Source organism: Pseudidiomarina terrestris (assembly GCF_030466375.1).
In the GTDB taxonomy this organism is placed as follows: Bacteria; Pseudomonadota; Gammaproteobacteria; order Enterobacterales; family Alteromonadaceae; genus Pseudidiomarina; species Pseudidiomarina terrestris.
In genome coordinates, this window is sequence record NZ_JAGGJE010000001.1 from 650,460 (window position 1) to 675,694 (window position 25,235).

At 54.5% G+C, this 25,235-nt stretch carries 21 protein-coding genes; 17 read left to right on the plus strand and 4 right to left on the minus strand.

Annotated elements, in window-relative coordinates:
* Window positions 1-3: 3 nt before the first annotated feature.
* Window positions 4-2,370 carry a zinc-dependent metalloprotease gene (locus J6J28_RS03050; protein ID WP_301719854.1) on the minus strand — a complete coding sequence of 789 codons (2,367 nt, stop codon included), beginning with the start codon at window positions 2,368-2,370 and terminating at the stop codon, window positions 4-6.
* A 38-nt stretch (window positions 2,371-2,408) separates the two neighbouring features.
* Here J6J28_RS03050 and J6J28_RS03055 point away from each other — a divergent pair, with 38 nt between their 5' ends.
* The gene (locus J6J28_RS03055) at window positions 2,409-2,861 is read left to right on the plus strand and encodes an HIT domain-containing protein (RefSeq protein WP_301719855.1); all 453 of its coding nucleotides are present in this window, start codon (window positions 2,409-2,411) and stop codon (window positions 2,859-2,861) included.
* Here the strand turns inward: J6J28_RS03055 and fldB are convergent.
* On the minus strand, window positions 2,858-3,382 hold the full coding sequence (gene fldB, locus J6J28_RS03060; RefSeq protein WP_301719856.1) for a flavodoxin FldB: 525 nt from the start codon (window positions 3,380-3,382) through the stop codon (window positions 2,858-2,860). The genes J6J28_RS03055 and fldB overlap by 4 nt on opposite strands.
* A 166-nt stretch (window positions 3,383-3,548) precedes the next feature.
* On the opposite strand from fldB, the gene J6J28_RS03065 reads away from it, so the two are divergent.
* Window positions 3,549-3,827 carry a YfcL family protein gene (locus J6J28_RS03065; protein WP_301719857.1) on the plus strand — a complete coding sequence of 93 codons (279 nt, stop codon included), beginning with the start codon at window positions 3,549-3,551 and terminating at the stop codon, window positions 3,825-3,827.
* A gap of 7 nt (window positions 3,828-3,834) precedes the next feature.
* Here the strand turns inward: J6J28_RS03065 and mnmC are convergent, their stop codons facing one another.
* Entirely contained in the window at window positions 3,835-5,679 is a 1,845-nt protein-coding gene (mnmC, locus tag J6J28_RS03070; protein ID WP_301719858.1) for a bifunctional tRNA (5-methylaminomethyl-2-thiouridine)(34)-methyltransferase MnmC2/FAD-dependent 5-carboxymethylaminomethyl-2-thiouridine(34) oxidoreductase MnmC1, read from the minus strand.
* Window positions 5,680-5,813: 134 nt separating this feature from the next.
* Between mnmC and fabB the strand changes: the two genes are divergently transcribed.
* The 10 genes from fabB to purF all read left to right on the plus strand — a co-directional run bounded on the left by fabB (window position 5,814) and on the right by purF (window position 17,195).
* On the plus strand, window positions 5,814-7,025 hold the full coding sequence (gene fabB / locus J6J28_RS03075) for a beta-ketoacyl-ACP synthase I (protein WP_301719859.1): 1,212 nt from the start codon (window positions 5,814-5,816) through the stop codon (window positions 7,023-7,025).
* A gap of 116 nt (window positions 7,026-7,141) precedes the next feature.
* Complete coding sequence (locus J6J28_RS03080; RefSeq protein ID WP_301719860.1) at window positions 7,142-8,323, plus strand: 4-phosphoerythronate dehydrogenase; 1,182 nt, start codon at window positions 7,142-7,144, stop codon at window positions 8,321-8,323.
* A 2-nt stretch (window positions 8,324-8,325) separates the two neighbouring features.
* On the plus strand, window positions 8,326-9,342 hold the full coding sequence (locus J6J28_RS03085) for an aspartate-semialdehyde dehydrogenase (protein ID WP_301719861.1): 1,017 nt from the start codon (window positions 8,326-8,328) through the stop codon (window positions 9,340-9,342).
* A gap of 30 nt (window positions 9,343-9,372) precedes the next feature.
* Window positions 9,373-11,466 carry a FimV/HubP family polar landmark protein gene (locus J6J28_RS03090; RefSeq protein WP_301719862.1) on the plus strand — a complete coding sequence of 698 codons (2,094 nt, stop codon included), beginning with the start codon at window positions 9,373-9,375 and terminating at the stop codon, window positions 11,464-11,466.
* Window positions 11,463-12,272, plus strand: coding sequence for a tRNA pseudouridine(38-40) synthase TruA (gene truA / locus J6J28_RS03095; protein ID WP_301719863.1), 810 nt, complete (start codon window positions 11,463-11,465; stop codon window positions 12,270-12,272). The genes J6J28_RS03090 and truA overlap by 4 nt, the downstream gene beginning before the upstream one ends.
* A gap of 102 nt (window positions 12,273-12,374) precedes the next feature.
* Complete coding sequence (gene accD / locus J6J28_RS03100) at window positions 12,375-13,238, plus strand: acetyl-CoA carboxylase, carboxyltransferase subunit beta (protein WP_301719864.1); 864 nt, start codon at window positions 12,375-12,377, stop codon at window positions 13,236-13,238.
* 8 nt (window positions 13,239-13,246) lie between these two features.
* The gene (gene folC / locus J6J28_RS03105; protein WP_301719865.1) at window positions 13,247-14,515 is read left to right on the plus strand and encodes a bifunctional tetrahydrofolate synthase/dihydrofolate synthase; all 1,269 of its coding nucleotides are present in this window, start codon (window positions 13,247-13,249) and stop codon (window positions 14,513-14,515) included.
* A 2-nt stretch (window positions 14,516-14,517) separates the two neighbouring features.
* Window positions 14,518-15,090, plus strand: a complete 573-nt coding sequence (locus tag J6J28_RS03110; protein ID WP_301719866.1) for an SPOR domain-containing protein — start codon at window positions 14,518-14,520, stop codon at window positions 15,088-15,090.
* Window positions 15,091-15,168: 78 nt separating this feature from the next.
* Window positions 15,169-15,654, plus strand: coding sequence for a CvpA family protein (locus J6J28_RS03115; RefSeq protein WP_301719867.1), 486 nt, complete (start codon window positions 15,169-15,171; stop codon window positions 15,652-15,654).
* A 20-nt stretch (window positions 15,655-15,674) separates the two neighbouring features.
* On the plus strand, window positions 15,675-17,195 hold the full coding sequence (purF, locus tag J6J28_RS03120; RefSeq protein ID WP_301719868.1) for an amidophosphoribosyltransferase: 1,521 nt from the start codon (window positions 15,675-15,677) through the stop codon (window positions 17,193-17,195).
* 72 nt (window positions 17,196-17,267) lie between these two features.
* On the opposite strand, the gene astB is transcribed toward purF, so the two are convergent.
* Window positions 17,268-18,614: an N-succinylarginine dihydrolase gene (astB, locus tag J6J28_RS03125; RefSeq protein ID WP_301719869.1), complete on the minus strand. Its 1,347-nt coding sequence runs from the start codon at window positions 18,612-18,614 to the stop codon at window positions 17,268-17,270.
* Window positions 18,615-18,852: 238 nt separating this feature from the next.
* Between astB and topA the strand changes: the two genes are divergently transcribed.
* From topA to J6J28_RS03150, 5 genes are all read left to right on the plus strand, one after another.
* The gene (topA, locus tag J6J28_RS03130) at window positions 18,853-21,558 is read left to right on the plus strand and encodes a type I DNA topoisomerase (RefSeq protein ID WP_301719870.1); all 2,706 of its coding nucleotides are present in this window, start codon (window positions 18,853-18,855) and stop codon (window positions 21,556-21,558) included.
* A 176-nt stretch (window positions 21,559-21,734) separates the two neighbouring features.
* Window positions 21,735-22,070, plus strand: coding sequence for a hypothetical protein (locus tag J6J28_RS03135; RefSeq protein WP_301719871.1), 336 nt, complete (start codon window positions 21,735-21,737; stop codon window positions 22,068-22,070).
* Window positions 22,067-23,590 (plus strand): hypothetical protein, encoded by a 1,524-nt coding sequence (locus J6J28_RS03140; RefSeq protein WP_301719872.1) that lies wholly within the window; start codon window positions 22,067-22,069, stop codon window positions 23,588-23,590. Before J6J28_RS03135 ends, J6J28_RS03140 begins: the two co-directional genes overlap by 4 nt.
* On the plus strand, window positions 23,587-24,780 hold the full coding sequence (locus tag J6J28_RS03145; RefSeq protein ID WP_301719873.1) for a hypothetical protein: 1,194 nt from the start codon (window positions 23,587-23,589) through the stop codon (window positions 24,778-24,780). Before J6J28_RS03140 ends, J6J28_RS03145 begins: the two co-directional genes overlap by 4 nt.
* Window positions 24,777-25,235, plus strand: a complete 459-nt coding sequence (locus J6J28_RS03150) for a hypothetical protein (RefSeq protein WP_301719874.1) — start codon at window positions 24,777-24,779, stop codon at window positions 25,233-25,235. The genes J6J28_RS03145 and J6J28_RS03150 overlap by 4 nt, the downstream gene beginning before the upstream one ends.

Here is a 25,235-nt window from a genome sequence, read left to right on the forward strand (position 1 = left end):
CCATTAAATCGGTGAACCGGGTGGCAGTGCTGGTGCGCCTTTGAGGGGCCATGTGCCATCGTCCATCAGTTGCTTGATGGCGGTCAGAGCTAAGCTGCGGGCGGCGCTATCCGAAGCTGCTTGCCAGGCCCGCTGCTCACTCTCAATAAAGTGTAACACCCGGCCTTTCAGCACCGGACTCAGCGGTCGTTGATACAGCTCTGCTACCGCCGTTAAGGCTTCAAAAGCAACGCGCTCAGCAAGTGTTGTGGCAACGCCACTGCGGGCCGGTGTAATGGCCGTGCGGGTAATGGTAGCGAATACTGCGGCCACGTCTGGCAGCTCCGGATTATGCTGATGCTGCTGGGCCAGACGCTCAAGGCGCTCAGGGTGCAGCAGTAGCTGTAAGCTAAAGCGCGCAGCGCTGGCGGCCATGGTTTCTGGGTCCGGAATAAGGCCGGTGTTGCCGGCGAAATTCTCACGTGTGCTACCACTACCGTAGGCAAACGGCAGCAACACCTCGCGGACGCTGGCCGGTAGTGCCAGTTGCTCGGCACTAAAGGTTTGCGCCAGAACTTTAAGAGCTCGTTGTTGCTGGGCTGCATTGACGGGACGGCGAATGACTTCGGCATCGCCTTTAACCGCGTAACGATAGTGTTCGCCAGCTATCATTTTCACCGCTGCTTCTGTCTGGTAGCGATGCAACAGGTAGGCGGGCACAAGAATAGCGCGTAGATCGCTGACCGGCATTCCACTTTTGAGATTCGCTAAGCCGAATTGTTGCAGCGCGGTCTGACGCACCGCCAGTACCCGTTCAAGTTCAGCAACCGCGTCGCTACCATTGTCCCATAAGTGGGCATCAGGGTGAGCACCACCAACTGGCCGCGCGTCGGGGTCTGAAATAAAGCTCAGGCCCAGCTCCTTGTTCTCGGCAATGATGCGGGCCAGCTGTCGACCACCTTCGCCATAGCCGTAACGAATAACTTGTTTATCCCAGAGACCAATTCCTTCTGCATAAGCGTTGGCCAGAGTGAGGTTGCCGGTGTCCGTGGCAATACTGATCAGTGGGTGCGGATAATCCATGACTGAGGCGCGGTCATCGGCACTGGCAGCAAAATTATGCGCGATGCCTAGGGTGTGACCGACTTCATGGGCAGATAACTGACGGATCCGTGCCAGCGCCATTGCTTCAATGTCAGCAACCAGCGCTTGCTGTTGTTCCTCGCTGAGGTTCTCTGCATAGGGCGCCAGTAAGCTCTGGGCAATCAGCATATCCTGACGCACTCGCAGCGAACCGAGGGTGACGTGCCCCTTTAAGATTTCACCAGTGCGTGGGTCGATGACCGACGAGCCATAAGACCAGCCGCGCGTAGCTCGGTGGACCCACTGAATCACGTTATAGCGGATGTCCATCGGGTCTGCGCCAGCAGGTAACTCTTTGACCTCATAGCCATTCGGATGACCGGCAGCGGCAAAGGCGTCCTGCCACCAGCGTGCGCCTTCAAGCAATGCACTACGGACCGGCTCAGGTACACCTGGGTCAAGGTAATAGGTAATGGTTTCGCCTTTCGCTAAGCGGTGGCGGGGGATGTACTTGACCGCCATTGACTCGCCCAGCGGCGCTGCGTAGTCCCGGTGTTCCTCTGCCCAGAAGCCGCTTTGCGGATGAAATTCGCGGGTGGCGTAACTGTCATCTGGCAAGCGGATAAACGAATGATGCAGGTGCAAGGTCAGATGGTCGGCATCAGGAGCAACCTGACGCACGTAAGCGCCTTTGCCCTGGCCGCTGAAGGTGACTTTCGCTTCGAGCTCGGTATTGTCCTGAAAAGCTTTACTGCGGGCCGGGTAAATGACGCTGCGATCGGCGGCGACTTTGTAGCTGCCTTGTTGCGTTTGCGCCAGTCGCTCGACCACGCCATGGGTATCACTAAGTAAAAAAGGCGTGTAATCAATGATGACGGCCTGCTCATCCGCTGCCACTACGGTAAAGCCCGCAATCACCGAGTCGGCAAAGGCTTCATCGATGCTGGCACGTTCCGCGGCGTTGCTTGAACTGGCGCGGAAATAGGTATTATGGTGAACGAGAAGGGCTTTATTCCCCTGCACGGTGAAACTGGCCAGGCGGGTCGAGCCCAGTTGACCGCGGTCCAGGCCAATATCGTTAGACCCCAGCCCCCAGGGTAAGCTGGTTTGAAAAATGAACTGTTGTTCATTGCGGGGAATCTTCAGATAATAATGGCCGGTGTCCTGCTGATGATAGAAGGTAAAGAAGCCAGTGTGCGCTTCCATTTCGGCCGTATAGTCGCTGATCGGTGGCAAGGCTTCAGCATGAGCGGTGAAGCTACACCAGCTGATAACTGAGAACACAAGTGCCAACATGAGCTTTTTCATGAGGGTATCCTTATTACAGAAACTTAAATGGGTCATCCATGCGTTATAACAAACCTGGCAGTGAAAGTAACCCGTTCGTGCTGGATCAGCGGCTAGCGCACGATTGTTTGCGACTAGGGGCGATGCAGTTATCGGAAGTGCTGTTATTCGATGACAGTCGCTACGACTGGTTGGTGCTGGTGCCAAAGGTTGCGGACGTGGTGGAGTTCCTGGATTTACCTGCCGCGCAGCAGCAACAGCTGGCGCTCGAGATTCAGCACGTAAGTCAGAAGTTGAAGCAGTGGCGGCCACAGGCCAAGCTCAACGTCGGGGCGTTGGGGAACGTGGTGTCGCAGTTGCATGTCCACTTGCTGTTGCGCGAGCCTGGCGACCCAGCCTGGCCCGGTCCGGTGTGGGGACATTCCGCTGCGCTACGACATACCGGGCAACATGCGCAAGAGCGCTGTGCCGTATGGCGCCAGCGTCTCGGTTTGACGGGTGAAAGTGACTAGCTAACTTCCGCGTATTCTTGATGCAGTTGCGCCACCCACTGCTGAATGCGCTCTTCGCTCAAGTCATACTGGGTGTCCTCATCAAGGGCCAGGCCGACAAAAAACTCACCGTCCGGCGTCAACGCTTTCGAGGCGGCAAAGTCATAGCCCTGATTAGGCCAGAAGCCAATGCGGTTTGCACCACTGGCGGCGAGCTCGTCGTGCAACATGCCTAAGGCATCCTGAAACCAGTCGGTGTAGCCGACCTGGTCGCCCATACCGAAGAGAGCGACAACTTTCCCCGCTAAGTTCAGCTCGCTGATTTCGTCCCAACGGCTTTCCCAGTCTTCCTGAATTTCGCCAAAATCCCAGGTCGAAAGACCGAAAATAAGGTTGTCGAACTGCTCGGCTTCTTTAAGCGGGACATCTTTGATATTAAATAACTCAACCTGTCCTGGCGGGAACTGGGCTTGAATTTTTTCTGCTGCGATTTCTGTAAAGCAGGTGGTGGAACCGTAAAACAGGCCTATTTTGTCGGTCATGTCGCTAACCTTTATCTCGTAGCTTGGCGTGGCATAAATCGTTGCACTAGTGTACCAGAAAGCCTCGGTTTTGTGGTATTCTGCCGCGCCATTTCTTGATGAGCATGTTGATGAACATGACGTCGGTGAAGATGACGCATACAGACGCGCTTTAGTGAGGTAGAACGTGCAGAACGAGAAGTTTGATCAGTTTATTGAGCAGTTAGAGCAGGTTTTTGACCAGGCAGTACACGATGGTGATGACGACGAGCTTTTTGCCAGTGGTTATCTGCGAGGCCATTTTGATCTGGTGGTGGCGCAGCTGGAACTGCATGACCGGGCTGAACCTGCCGCAGTACTGCCAAGCCTTAAGGCAGCATTGGACGAAACCAAACACGAGTTAAGCCCCGCAGATCAACAGCATATTGCTAATATGGTGACGAAGTTAGAGACGGCTGCGAGTTAGCGTCTGCTTACTCATTACGCAAACGCTGTGGCTGCAGACGCTGCCACAGCTGTGCTGGCAAAGGCAACGGCCGCTGCAATAATGCGGCGGTGAGCGCATTTGCCGCCAACGGCGCGGCGGTAAAGCCACGCGATCCCAGTCCGCCGAGCACCCAAAGCCCCTCTTCAAGCTCACCTACCAGCGGTAAATGATCTCTGGTGGTGTTACGAATGGCTGCCCGGTTGGCAACCGGCTCAAGCTCTTGTGGCCAGTGCAAGGGCGCCAGATTATCCTGCAGATTGCTAAGGTTTTCCTGTTCATCCGCTGTGCGGGTACTGAGGTCTTCGCTATCGCGCGCGTAAGTCGCCCCGACACAATGCAGGCCGGCAACAGCAGGGGTAAAATAGCCTTTGTAACACACCACCAGAGGGCACTCCGCTGAAACCGCGTTGGCTTTCACCTGAGTGACCTGGCCCCGCACGTTCTGCAGCTTAACAGCAAAGGGTTCAAGCAAGTGTTTCAGATTGGCGCCGCAGGCCAGCACCACCCGCGAGCGGTGCTCCACCTGACCGTCGGCGAATTCCAGTTGCCATTGGCCATCAGCAGCGCTACTTCTGCTGATGCATTGCAGCACGGCGCCTTGGTGTACGAGATGATTGGCCAGTAGCTGGCTCACCACCTGTCTGGGCGACAACCAGCCGCCGCTGGGGTAGTACAAACTGGGGCAGGGAGGTAGGGCTTGCCAAAGTTGCTGAGTCTCTGCGCTGGTTTGTGCCCGAACCAGGGCGGTATCGTAGCCCGGGCCTCCGGACGCTGAATCCTGACTAATTTTATTATAACGTTGCTGGCGTGCGTCCGTGTAGGCCAACTGCACCACCCCAACCGGGTGCCAGAGCGCGGGTGTCTGTTGCTGATAGAAGCCCGTGGCATAGCCGAAGGCCATGCAGAAGTAATCGGCCAGAGGACTGCGCTCGGCATGCAGCAAGGGGTACACCGCGCCTTGTGGATTACCGGAGGCGGCATCCGCAACGGCAGTGCTGAAGATTTCTGTGCTGACACCTGCCTGGCTAAGCTCGTGCGCGAGACAGGCCGCGGCGATACCGCCGCCGATAATAGTTACGGCTTCGGTCTGCGGCGGTTGCGGGCGCGCAGCAACCTTGGGCAGCTGACCGCACAGCATCTCGCGTTTACGGCCGAAGCCTTTGACTTTAGCGACTTCAAACCCAGCCTGCTGCAAGCCCCGACGAACACTGCCCGCTGCGGTAAAGGTGGCAAAGGTGGCTCCGGCAACACAACTGGTGGCCATTGCCGCATAAAGTTCTGGCTGCCACATATCTGGATTTTTATCCGGCGCGAAGCCATCCAGAAACCATGCGTCAACGCTGTCCGCAGCGTGAGGAAGCCAGGCCGGGAGCTGCTGGTGAATATCACCGATCCACAGATCCAGAATAATCCTGCCATTGGCCAGATGGCGACGATGGCAGCCGGGTTCTGCCGGAGGGTAGAGCTCGATAAGCTCTGCCGCCGGTTCGCTCAACTGCGGAAACGCGGCCAGCGCCCGTGCCAGATCGGCCGGCGTTAAAGGATGCTTTTCGAAGGAGATAAAATGTAAGGTTGCGTCGGCGGGGGCATGCTGCAGGAACTGCTCCCAGCAGACCAGCAGATTGAGGCCGGTGCCAAAACCACTTTCAGCAATCACAAAAGGCCGTTCGCGTTCAAGTTGCCAGCGGGTCAGTAGATCATTATGCTGAATAAAGACGTAATTACTTTCGGCGAGACCGTTTTCATTGTTAAAGTAGATGTCATCGAATACCGTGGCAACGGGTAAACCAAATTCATTAAACGTAACTTGAGCGTGAGTAGGGTTGGTCACAGAGTAATCTCGAACTTCGACGATGAAGAATACGCAATAGTGTAACAATTTTTACTTAATATTGCGGAAAGCAGACCACTTTTTTGCAGAACTAAGCTAACATACACCTGCGCTCAGCAAGACAGGAAACTAGAATGAGAAGAGCAGTGATAACCGGTATCGGCATCGTGTCGAGTATCGGCGTGAACCAAAAAGAAGTACTTGAATCTCTGAAAGCCGGACGTTCAGGTATTGAATATTCTCAAGAATTTGCCGATATGGGCTTGCGTTGTCAGGTCTGGGGACCCGTCCGTGCAAATCCAGCGGACCACATTGACCGTAAAGCGTTACGCTTTATGGGGGACTCTGCAGCCTATGCCTACATGGCTATGGCGCAAGCAGTTGAGGATGCAGGTCTGGACGAGTCGCAGGTTTCAAATCCGCGTACGGGTCTGGTAGTGGGTTCTGGTGGCGCTTCTGGCGAGCATCAGGTCGCTGCAGCGGATACCTTGCGTGAGAAAGGCGTTAAGCGCGTTGGCCCTTACATGGTCCCACGCTGCATGGCCTCTACCACTTCTGCGTGCCTTGCTACACCTTTTAAAATCAAAGGCGTGAACTACTCCATCAGCTCTGCTTGCGCGACCTCTGCACATTGTATCGGTCATGCGCTGGAACTGATTCAGCTGGGTAAACAAGACCGTGTCTTTGCCGGTGGTGGTGAAGAGCTGCACTGGACGCTGGGCATGGAATTTGATGCCATGGGCGCATTGAGCACCAAGTACAACGATACGCCGAGCAAAGCGTCACGTACTTACGACACTGACCGCGATGGTTTCGTACCCGCCGGCGGTGGCGGTATCGTGGTGATTGAAGAGCTTGAAACAGCGCTGGCTCGCGGCGCCAAAATCTACGGCGAAATCGTTGGTTACGGCGCGACTTCAGATGGCTACGACATGGTCGCTCCATCGGGTGAAGGCGCGATCCGCTGCATGCAAATGGCGATGGAAACTGTGGATACCCCTGTCGACTACCTCAACACTCATGGCACCAGTACGCCGGTGGGTGATACCAAAGAGCTGGAAGCCATCCGGGAAGTTTTCCCTGAGCAGACACCTATGATCAGTGCGACCAAAGCAATGACAGGTCACTCCTTAGGTGCTGCTGGTGTTCACGAAGCCATCTATTCATTGTTAATGTTAGAGTATGGTTTTGTCGCGCCATCGATTAATGTTGATAACCTCGACCCAGGCGCCGAGGGCATGAACATTATCACCGAAATGAAGCCGGTAGAGCTGACCACAGTGATGTCGAACAGCTTCGGTTTTGGTGGCACCAATGCCACTCTGGTGATGCGTAAATACAAGTAAAGCAAAGGTTTAGGCTTCGGCTTACTTTGTAAATTAAGCTCGATTTCCGTTGAAAAAGGTGCGCTACGGCGCGCCTTTTTGTATGCTTAGGCTTTGGACTTTAGCCGTTGGATGCCATGTACCTACTCGCCGATGCCAATTTACCGGAATTAGACTCACTGGTTGCTGTGGTCGCCCGCCAAAGTGGCCTGGCGCTGCAACTGGAGCGGTTTGGTGGCCGTTTACCCAGTGCCGAACAACTGGCACGAGCGGAGGCGATGTTTATTCGCTCGGTGACCAAAGTCGATGCACAACTGCTGGCGCAAGCGCCCAAGCTACGCTGGCTGGGTAGCGCCACTATCGGCACGGATCACGTCGACCAGGCGGCGGTGCAGGCCGCAGGACTAAGTTTTCACAGCACTCCCGGGGTGAACGCCAATGCGGTTGGCGATTATGTGGCCAGTGCAGCGGCAGCGCTGGCGCTGCAACGCGGTGGCTTGCCCGAGGGTGAGGTGGCCATTGTCGGAGCTGGCAATACCGGACGGGCGGCGGGACAACGACTTGCCGGCTTAGGGCTAAGCGTGCATTACTACGATCCGCCCCTCCTCGAGCAGGGCTCAAGTACCCTGGCTGTACACGACGACTGGCAACGCGTGCTGAACTCGCAAATGATCAGTTGTCATGTGCCACTGCAGCGTGAAGGACCTCACCCGACCTGGCATATGTTTGACGCTGAGGCCTTGGCTCAGCTGGCGCCGGGCACCTGGCTTATCAATGCCAGCCGTGGACCAGTGATTGCGGAACAAGCTTTGTTAAACCGGCTGCAACAGCAGTCTGACTTAGACGTGGTACTTGATGTCTGGGAACATGAGCCACAGATCTCAGCGGCGTTGTTACCCTATCTGCAATTGGCCACGCCTCATATCGCCGGGCATAGCCTGGCGGGTAAACTCGGCGGCAGTTGGCAACTGCTGAATAAGTGGTTGACGGATCAGCAGCTGAGCTTACAATTGCCGTCATTGGCAACGTTGCTGGGCCGTTATCCGCAAGGCCAGATCCAGGGCTTGCGGGCTGACAAGGCGCCAGACTGGCAGCAGCTGGCACACTGGATTTTGCGCTGTTACGATATCCGTAAGGACGATGCAGCGTTACGGGCAGTGCCTTGTACTCCAGCTGAGTTTGATGCCCTGCGGGCGCAGTATGCGGTACGCAGCGAACTTAATCAGCTACACTTAAGCACAGGTGATTGGGCAGACTCTGTCGCCTGGCAACAACGACTCGCCCAACTAACATTTCAGACGGCAACACAAGAGGAGTAAGCATGTCACGAGCATTTAATGTTGCGGTACTTGGCGCGACTGGATTAGTCGGTCAGCACATGATCGAATTACTGGAATCCCGCAAATTTCCGGTGGCGCAGCTCTTCCCATTAGCCAGCAGCCGTTCTGCCGGTTCGACCATTAAATTTCGTGGCGAAGACGTCGAAGTGCTGGACGCGGATAGCTTTGACTGGACCCAGGTCGAATTGGGTTTCTTCTCAGCTGGCGGGAGTATCTCCCGTGAATTTGCGCCACGCGCTGCAGAAGCTGGCTGCATTGTCATTGATAACACCTCGGAATTTCGCTACGAAGAAGACGTTCCATTGGTTGTGCCTGAGGTAAATGCCCACGCGCTGGCGGACTTTCGCAATCGCAACATTATTGCCAATCCGAATTGCTCGACCATCCAGATGCTGGTGGCATTAAAGCCGATTTATGACGCTGTTGGTATTGAACGGATTAATGTGGCGACCTATCAGTCCGTTTCGGGTGCGGGCAAGGAAGCGATGGATGCCCTGGCGCAGCAAACAGCGCAACTGATGAACGGCCGGCCGTTGGAAAGCGATTATTTCGCGCGGCAGATGGCGTTTAACTGCATACCGCAAATTGACGTATTTATGGACAATGACTACACCAAAGAAGAGATGAAAATGGTGTGGGAAACACAAAAAATCTTTGCCGACCCCGATATTCGGGTGAACGCCACTGCCGTTCGCGTACCGGTTTTTTTCGGTCACGCTGAGGCGGTACACATTGAGACACAACAACCTATTGATGCATTGCAGGCGAAAGAATTATTGCGCCAGGCGTCCGGCGTTGTGCTGTTTGACGACAATGCGGACTATCCGACCCAGGTGAGCCACGCCACCGGGCATGACGAAGTGTTTGTCGGCCGCGTGCGCAACGATATTTCTCATCCGCAAGGGCTGAATTTGTGGGTGGTAGCCGATAACGTCCGCAAAGGCGCAGCGACCAATAGTATTCAAATTGCTGAACATTTGATAAACGACTATATTTGAATAGGTTTTTGACCTTTTTCGGATTCGATAATGACAGCTAGAAAGGATGGACACGTGATGACACGGATTATTATGGCTGCAGTTTTGGCAGTTCTTGTTGCGGTTTCCGCGACTGCTATGGCACAGCAGGGCTCGCGTGCATCACGTTGGCAACCTGATCAGTTCGGTCCGATTGTCCCTACCGACACCATGTGGAGCATAGCGACCTACTATGGTCGACAACGCGGCGTCAGTCTGTTCGAAATGATGGATGCCATTGTCGCAGCGAATCCGCGCGCCTTCCGCGATAATCGGCCGGACTTCATGTACACCGGTTTTTACCTGGACATCCCGGCGCTCGGCGAGCAGACGGCCGGTGAAACCACACCTAAGGCATCATTGCCAGCTGATAAAACCGCAGACACAGCCACAACCGATTCGACGTCTGAGGCCGCCGCAGAGCAGGCCGCTTCCACAGCACCAACCCGCACCGCTGCCGCCGATGAGACACCCGTCACCGGCGCCGAGGTTGAAGGTCAAATCGCAATCTCAGTTTCTGAAATGCAGGCCCTGCGCGGCCAGTTGTCAGAGTCCATAGATTTAATTGAGAATCTGCAAAGTGAGAACACTGATCTGCAGCAACGGCTGGAAGCTGTCACCCGCGAATTACGCGTGTTGCGCCAACGCGCCGCTGACGAACAGCGTGCCTCAGCAGAAATGGAAAGTATTGCGCAAGAGCTCAATGCAGAGGGGACTCAGGAGCTGACTGCTGAAGGCGTAGCGCAGCAACCCAGTGAGGTGAACCCTGGCATGGCCGCAGAAGAAGCGGAAATGACAGCAGCGCAGCCGACTGACGCTGAAGTACCTGGCTACACTGAACAGGTGACTGAAGTTACTGAGAGCGCAGCTGAAGCCGACCAAACTGCAGTGGATACCTCCACAGCGGAACGTCCGGTCGCGACTCAGTCTGAACCGCAGCCAGTGGCAACGCGCTCCAGCAAGCAGCAGCAGAGCTGGATGGACTGGTTATTAAAACCGCTGCATCTGGGCGGCCTGGCGTTGCTACTGATCCTGCTGTTGGGTGGCTTGTGGTATTTCGCTTATGTGCGTCGTCTGGAACGGGAGATCGGCACTGAGCCAGCGCCAGAAAAGGATTCTGCAGTGCCGCCTGCAGTGTCAGGCACACCAGAGCCAGTAGCTGAATCTGCAACCACAGACGATCGGGCTGCCACGCCAGATACTATCGAGGAAACTGAGTTAGCAGCTGCAGCAGAGACGACAACCCGCCCGGCCAGCGAAGCAACCGAAGTAACAGAAGCAACAGACGAACCTGCTGAGGATGTTAGCGGAAAAGTGAGTGATGAAGTATCCGAGCGTACCGATAAAACCAGCTCGGAATGGCAAGAGGAAGCGCTCGAACCCGTCACATCTGACGATGACGATGTCGAAGATGTCGAAGTTTCGGATGTCGATCTGGATGCTTATCTGCGCGAACATGCCGATGACGAGCCGGCTCCCGATACCTCAGCAGATGACGAGGATGTGGATCCTATTTCGAAACAAGTGGATGAGTTACTCGCGTTTGAACCGAGTTCACCAGAGGACGATGAAACCGCAGTTCCACTTGAACCTGAAGATGTAAGTGAATACCGCGTCGTTGAGCAAACTGACACTGATACAGCAGACTCCTTTGGCGGACTGCGCTTAGATGATGACATGACCACCTCAGCGGCGCCGGAGCAGAAACCAGCGGCTGACAGTGACACCGAAACGCCAGTCACAAAGAACAAGAAAACCGACACGGCGGATGCTGATGATGATTACTTGTCGATTGACGCGCTGATGGAAGAGGCCGATACCGAGGCCAGCGAAGAGCAGGTTGACCCTTACGATAAGGACAAGATCAATGATGCTCTGGCCGGAGACCATGACGGCGATCACGATTACGATCTGTCCACAGAAGCCATGCTGGATGAAAGTAAATCACCCGCTGCCCGCCTGGATTTGGCGCAAGTCTATATCGATATGGGTGAAGTGGACGATGCCCGCGACCTGCTTGAAGGCATTCAGGGCTGCGGCGATGAGGAAGCAGAGCAAGAAGCGACTGCATTATTAAAAAAATTAAGTGAACAGGGCGGGCGATGAGTAGTACGCGCTTTGCGCTTGGTATTGAATACGACGGCAGTAACTATTTTGGCTGGCAACGACAACGGGAAGTGACCTGCGTTCAGGAGGTGCTTGAACGGGCGCTTAGCAAAGTTGCTAACCAGCCGGTCGAAGTCGTCTGTGCCGGACGTACAGATGCTGGCGTGCATGCCACCGGACAGGTGGTGCATTTTGACAGTAACGAAGCACGCACGCCTGCGGCCTGGACCATGGGTGTGAACAGTAATCTGCCAGCAGATGTGGCGGTGCGCTGGGTGCATCAAGTTGATAATGATTTTAGCGCGCGCTTCAGCGCCACCGGCCGGCGTTACCGTTACATTATCTGCAATACCCGGTTGCGTCCGGCGATCCTGGGTCGTGGGGTGAGCCATTACCACTTTGATCTTGATGTCCAGCGCATGCACGATGCGGCACAGGCGCTACTCGGCGAGAATGATTTTAGTGCTTTTCGCGCAGCGCAATGTCAGTCCAACTCACCCAATCGCTGTGTCACCCACATTGACGTCAGTCGCCACGGTGATTTTGTGGTCATCGATATCGCCGCCAATGCTTTTTTACACCATATGGTGCGCAATATTGTCGGTACGTTGCTGGAAGTAGGGCGCGGCGAACAACCCGTGTCCTGGCCGGGAGAGTTACTTATGCAGCGCGATCGCACGCTCGCCGCAGCGACGGCAAAAGCTGCAGGCTTGTATTTAGTGCAGGTCGATTATCCGGCCCAGTATGCACTTCCAAAGTGTCCTGCCGGGCCTCTATGGCTGCCCGAAAACGCTCCCGGAAGCTGACTAATAAGACCACTTTTTACTGCAAGATAAGGTCGTAGTGTGCTTTAATACAGGGAGTTCAGGCAATTTGCCCCAACAACCAATTGAGATGAATGAAACGATATGAGCTGGATTGAGCGAATTCTTGCAAAGCCCAAAAGCGGTAAACGTCGCAATATTCCCGAGGGAGTATGGGCGAAATGCAGTAGTTGCGATGCCATCATTTATAGCGCAGATCTGGAACGCAACCTGCATGTGTGCACTAAGTGTGATCACCACATGCGTATGTCAGCGCGTCGCCGCCTGGACAGTTTTCTGGATAATGGCAGCGGTAGTGAAATTGGTGCCGAACTTGAGCCAAAAGATATCCTGAAGTTCCGTGACTCAAAGAAATACAAAGATCGTATCGCTGCAGCACAAAAAGCGACCGGTGAAAAAGACGCTTTGGTCGCGCAAAAAGGTAAGCTCAAGGGCATGCCTGTTGTTGCCGTTGCTTTTGAATTTGAATTCATGGGCGGTTCAATGGCCTCTGTGGTAGGCGCGCGCTTTGTCAAAGCGGCCGAGGTTTGTTTGCGTGAACGTATTCCACTGATTTGTTTTTCTGCGTCGGGCGGAGCCCGCATGCAGGAAGCCTTAATGTCCCTCATGCAGATGGCGAAAACGTCAGCAGCGCTGGCACGAATGAGCGAAGAGGGCTTACCTTTTATCTCAGTACTGACCGATCCCACTATGGGCGGCGTATCGGCCAGTCTTGCCATGCTTGGTGACGTGAATATTGCCGAGCCGAAAGCATTGATTGGTTTCGCCGGACCACGGGTCATTCAACAAACCGTGCGTGAGACACTGCCCGAAGGTTTTCAGCGGGCGGAGTTTTTACTCGACCATGGCGCTGTCGATATGATTGTTGACCGTCGCCAGATGCGCAATCGTATTGCATCCTTGTTGGCTAAGTTCCAACATCATGCGCCGGTGGCCGACGAATACTAATCCAACCTATGAACGCTACTGTATCCGCACCTTCATCGACAGCCGGGCTAGACGCCTGGCTGCGTTATTTAGAGGCCTTGCATCCAAGCGAAATCGAGCTCGGTCTTGAACGCGTAGAACGGGTCAGACAGCGGCTCGCCATTGACCCAGCTCCAGCACAGGTGATCACCGTTGCCGGAACGAATGGTAAAGGGTCAACGGTGCGCTACCTGGAAACCATGCTGCGAGCGGCCGGTTATCGCACCGGGGTCTATATCTCTCCACACCTGCGCGTCTACGAAGAGCGCGTGCGCGTCAATGGTGTCCAGCTCGACGCGGGCGAGCATGTCCGCGCCTTTCAGGCCGTTGAACAAGCTCGGCAGGATACCTCCCTGACCTATTTCGAGTTTGGCACACTGGCGGCATTCTGGCTTATGCAACAACAAGCGCTGGATGTCTGGATTCTGGAAGTGGGCCTGGGCGGTCGGCTGGATGCGGTAAACTGTATTGACCCGGACGTTGGCATTGTTACGTCCGTAGGTATTGACCACATCGGTTTTCTCGGTGATGACCGCACAGGTATTGCGCGGGAAAAGGCAGGTATTTTTCGTCCCGGTAAGGCTGCGGTCATTGGTGAGCCCGATTTCCCCGCAGAAGTGTTCAGCGCGTTGGCGGCGCGTGACATTCATCCCGTCCGGGTAGGAACTGATTTTGATTACCAACTGGCAGCAGATGGGCAAAGCTGGCGCTTCAGTGGCCGCCACAGCCAGTTGCACGACTTACCCCTACCCAGTTTACCTCTGCCTAATGCCGCGACTGCTCTGATGGCCCTGGAGCTGTTACCGTTGCCCGTGTCCGAGCAGGCGCTACGGCAAGGTTTGCTGCGCGCCAGTGAAGCGGGGCGCTTACAGTTTGTCGCCGGGGAGCCTGATTATCTGTTGGATGTTGCGCATAATCCACATGCGGCGGCATTTCTGGCGAACTATCTGCAGCAACGATTCCCGCAGCGTCCGGTTTTCGCTGTGGTGGGTATGCTGAAAGATAAAGATATTCCCGGTACCCTCGCGGAACTTACGCCGGTGGTAGAGCGTTGGTTTGTCGCTGACCTGGAAGGTCCGCGTGGTGCTGCGGCGGCGGAGTTAGCGGCCGCACTGCCTGGGGCATCGGTGCACGAATTCCCGGCGGTGACTGCTGCTTTTCAGGCCGCATGTCAGGCTGCGCGCGAATCTGACTCGCAACCCCTAGTATTGGTGTGCGGGTCGTTCTACACTGTGGCTAAAATCCCCGAAGCGGAGTAAGCATGGCATCGCAATTACAGAACCGGATTGTTGGCACTATTATATTGGTCGCTCTGGCGGTGATTATTTTGCCCGAGCTGCTGGATGGCAAACAGGTTCGGCAACAGCAAGATTTTGAAGCGATGCCACTGCAGCCGGAGACGGACGTGATCGAACAGCAAGTGACCTTGCCGGCGGCCGAACTCGAGGGCACAGCAATTGAGGTTTCCCCGGCAAGTACTGAGACTGTGACGGAAACGGCTGATGCCGCGCCTGCACTGGATGAGACAGCCGTTGCAGAGCGCGAAGCCAATGCCGCTCAGGCGCAACCGACCCCAAGCTCAGAGTCATTACAAGAACCGGGCTGGGTCATCCAGCTTGGCGCCTTTGGTAACGCCGAATCTGTTGACCAGCTCATCCAGCAGCTGCAACAGCAAGGCTTTGCTGCTTACCGTGAGCCCGTGCAGGTGCAAGGCAAAACCTTAACCCGATTGCTGGTCGGTCCCGCACTCTCGCAAAGCGAACTTGAACAACAACTCCCCGAGCTTAAGCAGCTTACCGGCCTGGAGGGGCGGGTGGTGCGATTCGAACCGTAAAGCTGAATAAAAAGTGGCGTTTTTTTCGCTGGTTTCTGATAAACTGCGCGCGTCTTCAACAGCCTTGGGATAGCCCTTATGGTCTGGATTGATTATGCCATTCTAATTGTGATTTCGCTGTCGACACTGGTGAGTCTGGTGCGCGGCTTCGTGAAAGAAGCCATGTCGCTAGCCGTTTGGGTCGCCGCATTCTTTATTGCCAGCTGGTACTATGAAGATCTCGCCAGTTGGTTTACCCGTCTTGATGATCCTATGGTGCGTAACGCCGTCGCTGCGTTAGCGCTCTTTGTCAGTACCCTAATTGTCGGTGCCGTCGTGAACTACGTGCTGGGCCAACTGGTCCATAAGACCGGGTTGACCGGCACGGATCGCATTCTTGGTGGTGTCTTCGGAGCCCTGCGCGGGGTGCTGATTGTCAGCGCGTTACTGTTCTTTATGGATAGTTTTACCGGTCTGGCCGGCGCCGAATGGTGGCAACAGTCCGTGCTGATACCGCATTTCGGTATTTTCATCCAATGGTTTTTTGAATATTTTGAGCAAACTTCGAGTTTTCTCCCCAACTAAGCAAATGAGGTTGTCGTAGCATGTGTGGCATTGTGGGTATAGTGGGTAAAGATCCGGTCAACCAGGCCTTGTATGACAGTTTGACGATGTTACAACATCGCGGACAGGATGCGGCAGGGATCATGACCGTTCATAACAATACACTGCGTTTGCGCAAGGCGAATGGATTGGTGCGGGATGTTTTTCATACGCGTCACATGCATCGCTTAGCCGGTCGCGTGGGTATTGGGCATGTGCGTTACCCCACCGCTGGTAGCTCGAGTTCAGCAGAAGCTCAACCGTTTTATGTGAACTCGCCGTTTGGTATTGCAATGGCGCATAATGGCAACCTGACCAATGCAGAACAATTGCAGGAGCAGTTGTTTGCCAAGGCGCGTCGGCACATCAATACCACCTCGGATTCCGAGATCCTATTGAACATTTTTGCGCATGAACTTTATCAGCAGCAAAGTCTGCAACTGACGCCGGACGATGTGTTTGCAACCGTCAGCCGGGTACACCGTCAGATCCGCGGTGCTTACGCGGTTGTGGCAATGATTATTGGCCACGGCGTGGTGGCCTTCCGTGACCCATGGGGCATCCGCCCGCTGGTGTTAGGTCAGCGTGAAACCGCCAATGGTAACGAGTATATTGTTGCCTCTGAGAGCGTGGCTATTGATGGTACAGGCTTCAAGTACGTGCGCGATGTGGAGCCAGGCGAAGCTATTTATATCACCGAAGATGGTGAGCTTTACTCGCGTCAGTGCGCGGACAACCCGCAACACGTGCCATGTATTTTCGAATACGTCTATTTTGCGCGGCCAGACTCCTTTATCGATAAGATTTCAGTTTACGCATCACGTGTAAATATGGGCCGTAAGTTAGGTGAGAAGATCAAACGTGATTACGCTGATCTGGATATTGACGTGGTGATTCCAATTCCAGAAACCAGCTGTGATATTGCACTGGAAATGGCGAACGTACTCGGCCTGCCGTATCGGCAAGGTTTTGTAAAAAATCGCTACATCGGTCGCACCTTCATTATGCCGGGGCAAACCCTTCGCCGTAAAGCGGTCCGCCGCAAGCTGAATGCCATTGGGGCTGAATTCCGTGGTAAAAATGTGCTCTTAGTCGACGACTCTATTGTGCGCGGCACGACGTCCGAACAAATCATCGAAATGGCACGTGAAGCCGGCGCGAATAAGGTTTATTTTGCCTCAGCTGCACCTGAAATCCGGTTCCCGAATGTTTATGGCATCGATATGCCAAGCGCCAACGAACTCATTGGTCATGGTCGTGAAGCCTCAGAAATCAACGCGTTGATCAAAGCTGATGGTCTTATCTATCAGGACCTGACCGATCTGCTCGCTGCGGTCCAGGAGGAGAATCCGTCGATCACGCAGTTTGAAAGCTCAGTCTTTAACGGCGAGTACATCACCGGTGATATTAACCAGGGCTATCTGGATCGTCTGGATGCAGCGCGTAATGATGTTGCCCGTAATGCTCAGGGCGATACGGAAGACGCGAATCTGGAGATGCACAACGAGGATGAAGACGATTAGGTCGTAGGCACCTAACGCGCTCTAATCGGAAACGCAATAAAAAAGCCCGCGGTAACGCGGGCTTTTTTGTTGTTAGTCGATTTGGAACGGGTAGACCGAGCCAAGCTTGAGGATTTGAGTTAACTCATCAAGCGCCGAGCGTGATTCCGTTAACAACTGAGGATCGCGGAGGTCATTGACGCTAAGCTCTTCGCGATAATGTTTATCGACCCAGTCGTTCAGGCGTACGAATAAGCCATCGCTCATAATGACCGCCGGGTTTACCGCTGCCAGCTCATCATCATTCAGAGCCACGCGCAAGCGCAGGCACGCAGGGCCGCCGCCGTTACGCATACTTTGTTTTACATCAAAGTAGTGTACCTTTTGGATCGGGGTATTGCGCTGTACCAGCTCGTCCAGATAAGCCGAAACCCGCGGGTTTTCCTGACACTCTGTCGGCGCGATGATGGCCATGCTGCCGTCCGGCATGGACAATAACTGGGTGTTAAACAAGTAGGTTTGCACCGCGTCAGCAACGGACACTTCACTGGTTTTGACACAGATAAAGTGAACCTTCTCATCACCAAACTTCTGCTGAATCTCCGCCAGTTTAGCTTCGGTGTCCAGGAAAGCTTGTTCGTGGTAGAAGAGCACGTTGCGGTTGCCAACAGCGATGACGTCGTTATGAAATACGCCCTGGTCAATAACATCCGGGTTTTGCTGCAGGTACACAGTATTTTCGTCGTTCAGGCCGTGCAGGCGTGCGATGGCACGTGACGCCTCATAGGTCTGCCGGGCTGGAAATTTAGTCGGTGCGGGCTGACTTGAGTCGAACGCGTAACGACCAAAAGTGAAGATCTCAACCCCAGCATTGCCATAGTTGCTGCACAGGCGTGTGTGGTTCGCTGCGCCTTCATCACCAAAGTGCTCATTGTCAGGCAGGTGCAGATGATGTTCAAAGTAACGTGGATTGGCAAACATGGATTGCAGGATGCGACCGCTGGTCATCGGCTCAAGGGAGCGATGAAACTTATTGGTTAAGTTGGCCGGGGTAAAATGCACTTTGCCGTCGGCGGTATCTGCGCCTGGTGAGACAGTGGCCGCATTGGCGGTCCACATGCTCGAGGCTGAACAGACTGCCTGATAGATTTCCGGAGCCTGAGTGGCGGCTTTATAGAGCACGTCACCGTCATTCCCGGTAAAGCCCAGACGGCGTAAAACATCGATATTAGGGCGTTCGTGTGGCGCAAACACGCCCTGAACCATACCCATATCATGCAACGCTTCCATCTTGGCGAGACCTTGCTTTGCTGCGGAGCGGGGACTCGAGCTGGCTTTCGCATTCGATAGCGATGCCACATTACCGAAGGACAATCCTGCGTAGTTGTGGGTAGGTCCAACTAAACCATCGAAGTTCACTTCAAAGTGCCGAGTGCTCACGAAAATCCTCCATTGCAGTTGCAAGCAAGTTAACAACCGCTATTATACGCACAAGTAAGGGCTTGTGTAAGCCTTGATATTGCGCGCCGCCGCGCGGTTTGGAGTGATCCGAGTCTGACTTGCATGGCTATAAGCAAATAACGAATTTTTATGAATTTTGCACGGCACGGTTGTTTCGTCTGTGCAGAAACGATATATCTAAAAAAGAATCCCATCTTACTAGGTTGCAAAGAGACGCATGGCAAAATCGCTAGTTATTGTCGAGTCGCCAGCCAAGGCGAAGACCATCAATAAATATTTAGGTAACGATTTCGTAGTGAAGTCGAGCGTCGGTCACGTGCGTGACTTACCAACACGGTCGACCGCAGAGGTCGCCAAAAAATCTCCGGCAGAAGTGCGCAAGATGTCGCCGGAAGCGAAAGAGGCGTATCGCCAACAGCGCGAATTTAAGAAACTGGTGGCGCGCATGGGGGTCGATCCTGAACACGGCTGGGACGCCCATTACGAAGTTCTGCCAGGTAAAGAGAAAGTTGTTAGTGAACTGCAAAAACTGGCGAGTAAGGCAGACGCAATCTATCTCGCGACGGATTTGGACCGCGAAGGGGAAGCGATTGCCTGGCACCTGCGCGAACTCATTGGCGGCGACAATGAGCGCTTCCGCCGGGTGGTCTTTAACGAGATCACTAAAAACGCAATTCAGGACGCCTTCTCACAGCCTGCGCATCTCAACATTGATCGGGTGAATGCCCAGCAGACTCGCCGTTTTCTGGATCGGGTGGTGGGTTTCATGGTGTCACCGCTGTTGTGGAAGAAAATTGCCCGCGGCTTATCAGCCGGTCGGGTGCAGTCGGTGGCTGTGCGCCTGGTGGTGGAACGTGAACGTGAAATAAAAGCTTTTGTGCCGGAAGAGTACTGGGACATCTACGCAGATTTAACTACAGATCAGCAACAGGATCTGCGAGTGCAACTGGCGAAGTACCTCGGCAAAACGTTCAAAGCGAGTGACAAAGAGCAAGCGGGAAAAGCTGTTCAAGCGCTCAAGCAAGCTGATTTCAAGGTACTGGAGCGGGAAGACAAACCGACCAGCAGCCGACCCTCAGCACCATTTATCACATCTACACTACAGCAGGCCGCCAGCACGCGACTGGGCTATGGTGTGAAGAAAACCATGATGTTGGCTCAGCGCTTATACGAAGCGGGGCACATCACCTACATGCGAACCGACTCGACCAACCTGAGTGGTGAAGCCGTGGCATCTTGTCGCGACTTTATCGGTAAGCAGTATGGTAAGGACTACCTGCCTGAAAAACCTAATTTATATGGTGCCAAGAAAAACGCTCAGGAAGCGCACGAAGCGATTCGGCCATCCAGCGTTAAGGTGAAGTCTGAATCGCTGAAAGACATGGAGCGCGATGCCCAGCGCTTGTATGAGCTGATCTGGCGTCAGTTTGTGGCCTGTCAAATGACTCCGGCGCGTTACGATGCCACGACCATCACTGTCGGCGCGGGCGATTACGAGCTGAAAGCCCGCGGCCGGGTGATGCGCTTTGCCGGTTGGACCAAAGTACAGCCGCCAGCGGGTTCAAAAAGTGCCGAAGACGCCACCTTGCCTGATGTCAAAAAGGGCGAATCGCTGAACCTGCAGGATTTAGATCCGCAGCAGCACTTCACTAAACCGCCAGCACGGTTTAGCGAAGCATCCTTAGTCAAAGAACTTGAGAAGCGCGGCATTGGCCGACCTTCGACCTATGCCTCAATTATTTCGACGATTCAGGACCGTGGCTATGTACGGGTTGAAAGTCGTCGCTTTTATGCGGAAAAAATGGGCGAGATCGTGAATGACCGGCTGGTGGAAAATTTCTCGCGTTTGTTGAATTACAACTTTACCGCAGAAATGGAACAGGCCCTGGACGATATCGCTGAGGGCAAACGTGACTGGAAAGATACTCTGGACGCGTTTTACGCGGAGTTTTCGAAGAAACTTGAACAGGCGGAAATGCCCCCGGAAGAAGGCGGGATGCGTGGCAACGAGATGATCCTCACCGACATCGATTGTCCCAAGTGTGGTCGTAAAATGGGGATTCGTACTGCCTCTACAGGTGTATTTTTGGGGTGCTCGGGCTACGAGTTACCGCCCAAAGAGCGCTGTACCCAGACCATTAACTTATTGCCTGGTGAAGAAGCGGTGAAAGTCAGTGATGACGATGAAGCTGAAACTGAGGCGTTGCGAGCCAAGAAACGATGCCCTGAGTGTGGCACGGCGATGGACAGTTACCTGATTGATAAAGAGCGTAAGTTGCATGTCTGTGGTAACAATCCAGCTTGTCCTGGCCAGTTGGTCGAGTTTGGTGAGTTCCGGATTAAAGGGTATGACGGGCCAGTACTGGAATGTGACCGCTGTGGCAGTGACATGCAGCTAAAAACCGGTCGTTTTGGTAAGTACTTTGATTGCACTAACGATGACTGCAAGAATACCCGCAAATTACTGAAGAGTGGTCAACCTGCGCCACCGAAGGAAGATCCGGTACCTTTCCCTGAGTTGCCTTGTGAAGATTCCAACGCGCATTTTGTGTTGCGTGATGGTGCCTCCGGTATCTTTCTGTCTGCGAATACCTTTCCGAAGTCGCGCGAGACCCGGGCTGTTAAAGTTGCTGAGCTGAAACGCTTTAAAGATCGCATTCCCAAAAAGTTTTACTATCTGGCAGAAGCGCCGACCGAGGATAGCGCCGGGAACGAAGCGATTGTGCGTTACAGCAGGAAACAGAAAGAGCAGTACGTGATCACCGAAGAGAACGGTAAACCTACGGGGTGGCAGGCACATTATCGCGATGGCGAATGGGTTGAAACCGAGCCGAAGGCCAAAGCCAAAGCCAAAGCCAAAGCCAAAGCCAAAGCTAAAACCACCACCAAGGCCAAAAGCACAACGCAGAAACGTAAGAAATAATTGCCTTGAAGTTAGGCTTTTAAACGCTTGTACGACCCCCGGCTAGTGACTAAAGTTGCTAGACATCGTCAAGGATGGCGATGCATGAATGACACGGAGGTCGTATGCTTTTGCAATCTACTTGGACACCTGTCCAATGGCGTTTCGTCGCAAGCAGTTTAGCATTATGCTGCTTGTTGACGACGCCAGTCCAGGCACAAGAAAACTGCCAGCCCTTTAACTTTTCACAGACAGAGCGTGCAGCGCCAGCGGCCACCAGTCCAGCCGTGGAACTGGCTCTGACTGCGGGATTGTTGCAGCCGCAGATTGAAACACTGCTCAAACAACACTTTGCCATTCGTCAGCTGGACTGGCGCGCCTCCCCGCATTACCGCTGGTCGACAGACTTCACCCTGACAGCAGCGAGTTGGGAAGCTGCACTGGAGCGAGTTTTACAGCCTTATCAGTTACAACTGACCCTCTATGCCAATCACACTGCGGTGGTGAGCCCTGCTGCGGGGAGTAAGCCATGAGCTGGCGGATGTGCTGCTGGGGGGTGGGCATCGCCTTGCTGGTATCAAGTTGTGCGACGCCACCGGAGCGAGATGGTTTAAGTCAGCAAAAAAACCGCGCGCTGGCAGAACTTGCAAAGCTGGACCCGGGCAATAACAGCGGCCAGCAAAACGCCACCATTACGCATTCACCGGAACTTTATGTGCCAGCGGCTGGGATTCATGACGAACACGTCCCCGTCTGGTTCAGCAAGCCAGTTGTGGTGAATGCTTCAGGCGTAGGTTTTCATGAACTGTTAGCAGATGCCTTTGCCAGCGAAACTGTCAGCTTAGGATTCAGTCAGCCTGAACTGCGGGACCACCCCTTGCACTTGCAGTTTTCCGGCTCTCTTGGCGAGCTGCTGCAGCGTCTTGCCGATCATACCGGTTGGCACTTTACCCATAATGATCATCGGGTTCACTGGAGTCGTTGGCGCACAGCAGAATTTGATGTCGCTTTCATCGCTGGTGCCACCAAGTTTTTTATGGGAAATCGTGAGATGACCCAAAAGAATCAGCAGCAAAGCTCTGCACAATCAGCAACCGGGGCGTTGGCTGCAGCAGGTGCCGCCGGCAGCGAACAATACAGTAACTTCAGTAACACCGAATTGAGTGTCTGGGGTGATCTTGAGCGAGCTCTGCGGCTTTTGTTATCCGAGCAAGGGGTATTGAGTATGAACCAGAGTTCAACGTCAGTGCTGGTGAAAGACAAACCCCATCATGTGGCTCAGATCGAGCACTACCTCAGACAACAAAATGAACGGCTGACCCGGCAGGTTGCCATTGAGGTGCAAATCATCGAGGTCAGTTTCCGTGACGAGGAGCAACTTGCGGTGGATTGGCAGGCGCTGGCGCGAACTGCTGGGGGAAACGCGGTGCTGGGGCTTGGCAGTAGTGCCTTTGGTGGGCTGGGCGAAGAGTTGGGTGGGCAGCTGTTCTGGCAGCGCAAAACAGGGCGCACGGCCGGCTCCGAGCTATTTATTGAAGCCCTGCAGGAGCAAGGATTAGTGCAAATTAGTAATCAACCGCGGCTGCTCAGTCTGAATAACCAAATCGCCAAGATCGCTCTGCAGGACAATGCCACTTACCTGGCCTCCGCTGGGACCACCAGCACAGTTAACGTCGGCGTCACTACCACGTTGCAGCCGGGGCTGGTCAGCACTGGATTTGAGCTTTATGTGTTACCCAGCATCCGTGATGGCGAGGTAATTTTACAGCTCTCCACGGAACTCTCGGACTTGCTTCGTATTGATGAAGTGCGCTCGGGCGAGCAGCTGATTCAAACACCTCATACCAATCGGAAACAGTTTTTCATGCAAGCGGTGGTTGGCGATGGCCAGACATTACTGCTGTCCGGGTTGCGCAATGAGCGGCAGCAACGTACCGAACAACAAAGCTGGCTCAGCTTTTTACTCGGCGGTAAACAGCAACAACAGCAGCAGCAAAGTGAAACGCTGGTGTTATTGACGCCAACCATCATCGCACGTGAGGCGGGCTCATGAGTGACTTCTGGTTAATCAATGGCTGGCGTCAACAAAGCCGCTCGACGCGCGAGATAGATACTTATTTACGGCGTGCACGCGAGCGTGGCTTCTGCCATTACGCGGTTGGCAGGCAAGGCCGCTGCTATTGGCTGGTGTGCGGGAATAGCGCACTGACAGCGCCGCAGTACGACATTGCTTTGGTGGTGCGGCGCACCTTCGCCAGCTTGCACCAAGCTATTTATCTGGCGCCTTGGCAGGGTCAGATTATCTGTATCGCCTGGCAGGGAGAACGGTTACGTCATTGCCTGGCCTGTCGCCACGATGCGGAAGGGTTACATCAACTGCAGCTTGTTCTGCAGCAATTGAGCTGTGATGGTAAAGGTCAGCCGACCGCAGTGATTGCCAAGCAGACTCCGGAAGACCTGATCGTTTTGTGCCGGACACAGCTTTGTCAATGGCGGCTATTGCTGCAACAAAAGGAGCTTCGGGAATTGCAGCTCCTTCGCAGTGCCAGACTCAAGAGTCTTGCCCAGCGGCCCCCCTGGCAACAACGCCAACGGGCGCTGGCAGCAAGTCTTATCCTACTGAGCGCTGCCGCCGCGGGCGGCTGGTTATTCTGGCCGCAACCGCAAACGTCGTTGCCACCGGAGCAATTGAACCGGCAGGCGGTCCCGCCAGCTGGCGTTACCATCGAGATCCTGCAGGAGCTGCCGCAACTCTTTGCTGGCTTTCGTCATCTGGCGGGCTGGCAATGGCGCTCAGCACAACTGCAAGGCACCCGGCTACAGGCTGTGGTGGTACCGAGTTATGGTCGTAGCGAGGAACTGACTCCGCAGTTACCTGCGGGTTGGATAGTCCAGGAGCAGGGCCAGCAGGTGGTGCTAACCCATACTCGCGTAACCGAACCGCTTGGTGACACCGACCCATCCGGGACCCCTGAGTGGCTTAGTCAGGGCGCGTTATATTTCCCTGAATTGAATCTGCAATCCGGCGCCGGCGGTCAGGACAGCAGCTACCGTTGGCAGCAGTGGCAACTGCGGCTGGCCAATACGGATTTTACTGAGCTCAGCCGCCTGGCAGCACTGTTGCAACAGGCCAACCTGCGTGTCACCAGCCTGAAATTGCAAAACGGTAAAAAACTACACATGGAGCTGACGGTTCGCGCCTACGAACCCATTCCCATCACGCAAGGAGAGCGTACCTCATGATTGCTTTCAGTTTGTGCTTTATGTTGTTTAGTGAAGTTGGTGTTCAGGCCGCACCGCAACTAACGCCTGAGCCGTTACAGGAACAGTTGCGACAGGTCAGTGAACTGCGCAATGAGGAACTCGCCGAGTTACGCGCTGCCGCCAGAGTGCGCAAGTTACAGCACGAGCTGCAAGTGGCACAGTTGCGTCATCAGATTTCGGCGTTAGACCAACCTGACACCTCCGCGCAACTTGCTGAAGCTGTCCCTGAACACCCGCTGGCGGCGTTGGAATTACTTAGCGTGGTGCGCAGCGGTGAGCAGATCAGCATCTGGCTTGAGCACGCGCAGCAACGTTTTAGTGTGCAGCCAGAACGTAGCAATGCTTATGCACTGGATGTGCGACTGCAGGCGAACCGTCTGACGCTGAAACAAGACGGGCATGAGCGGACCTTTTACCTGCAGGGGGAGTGGTAA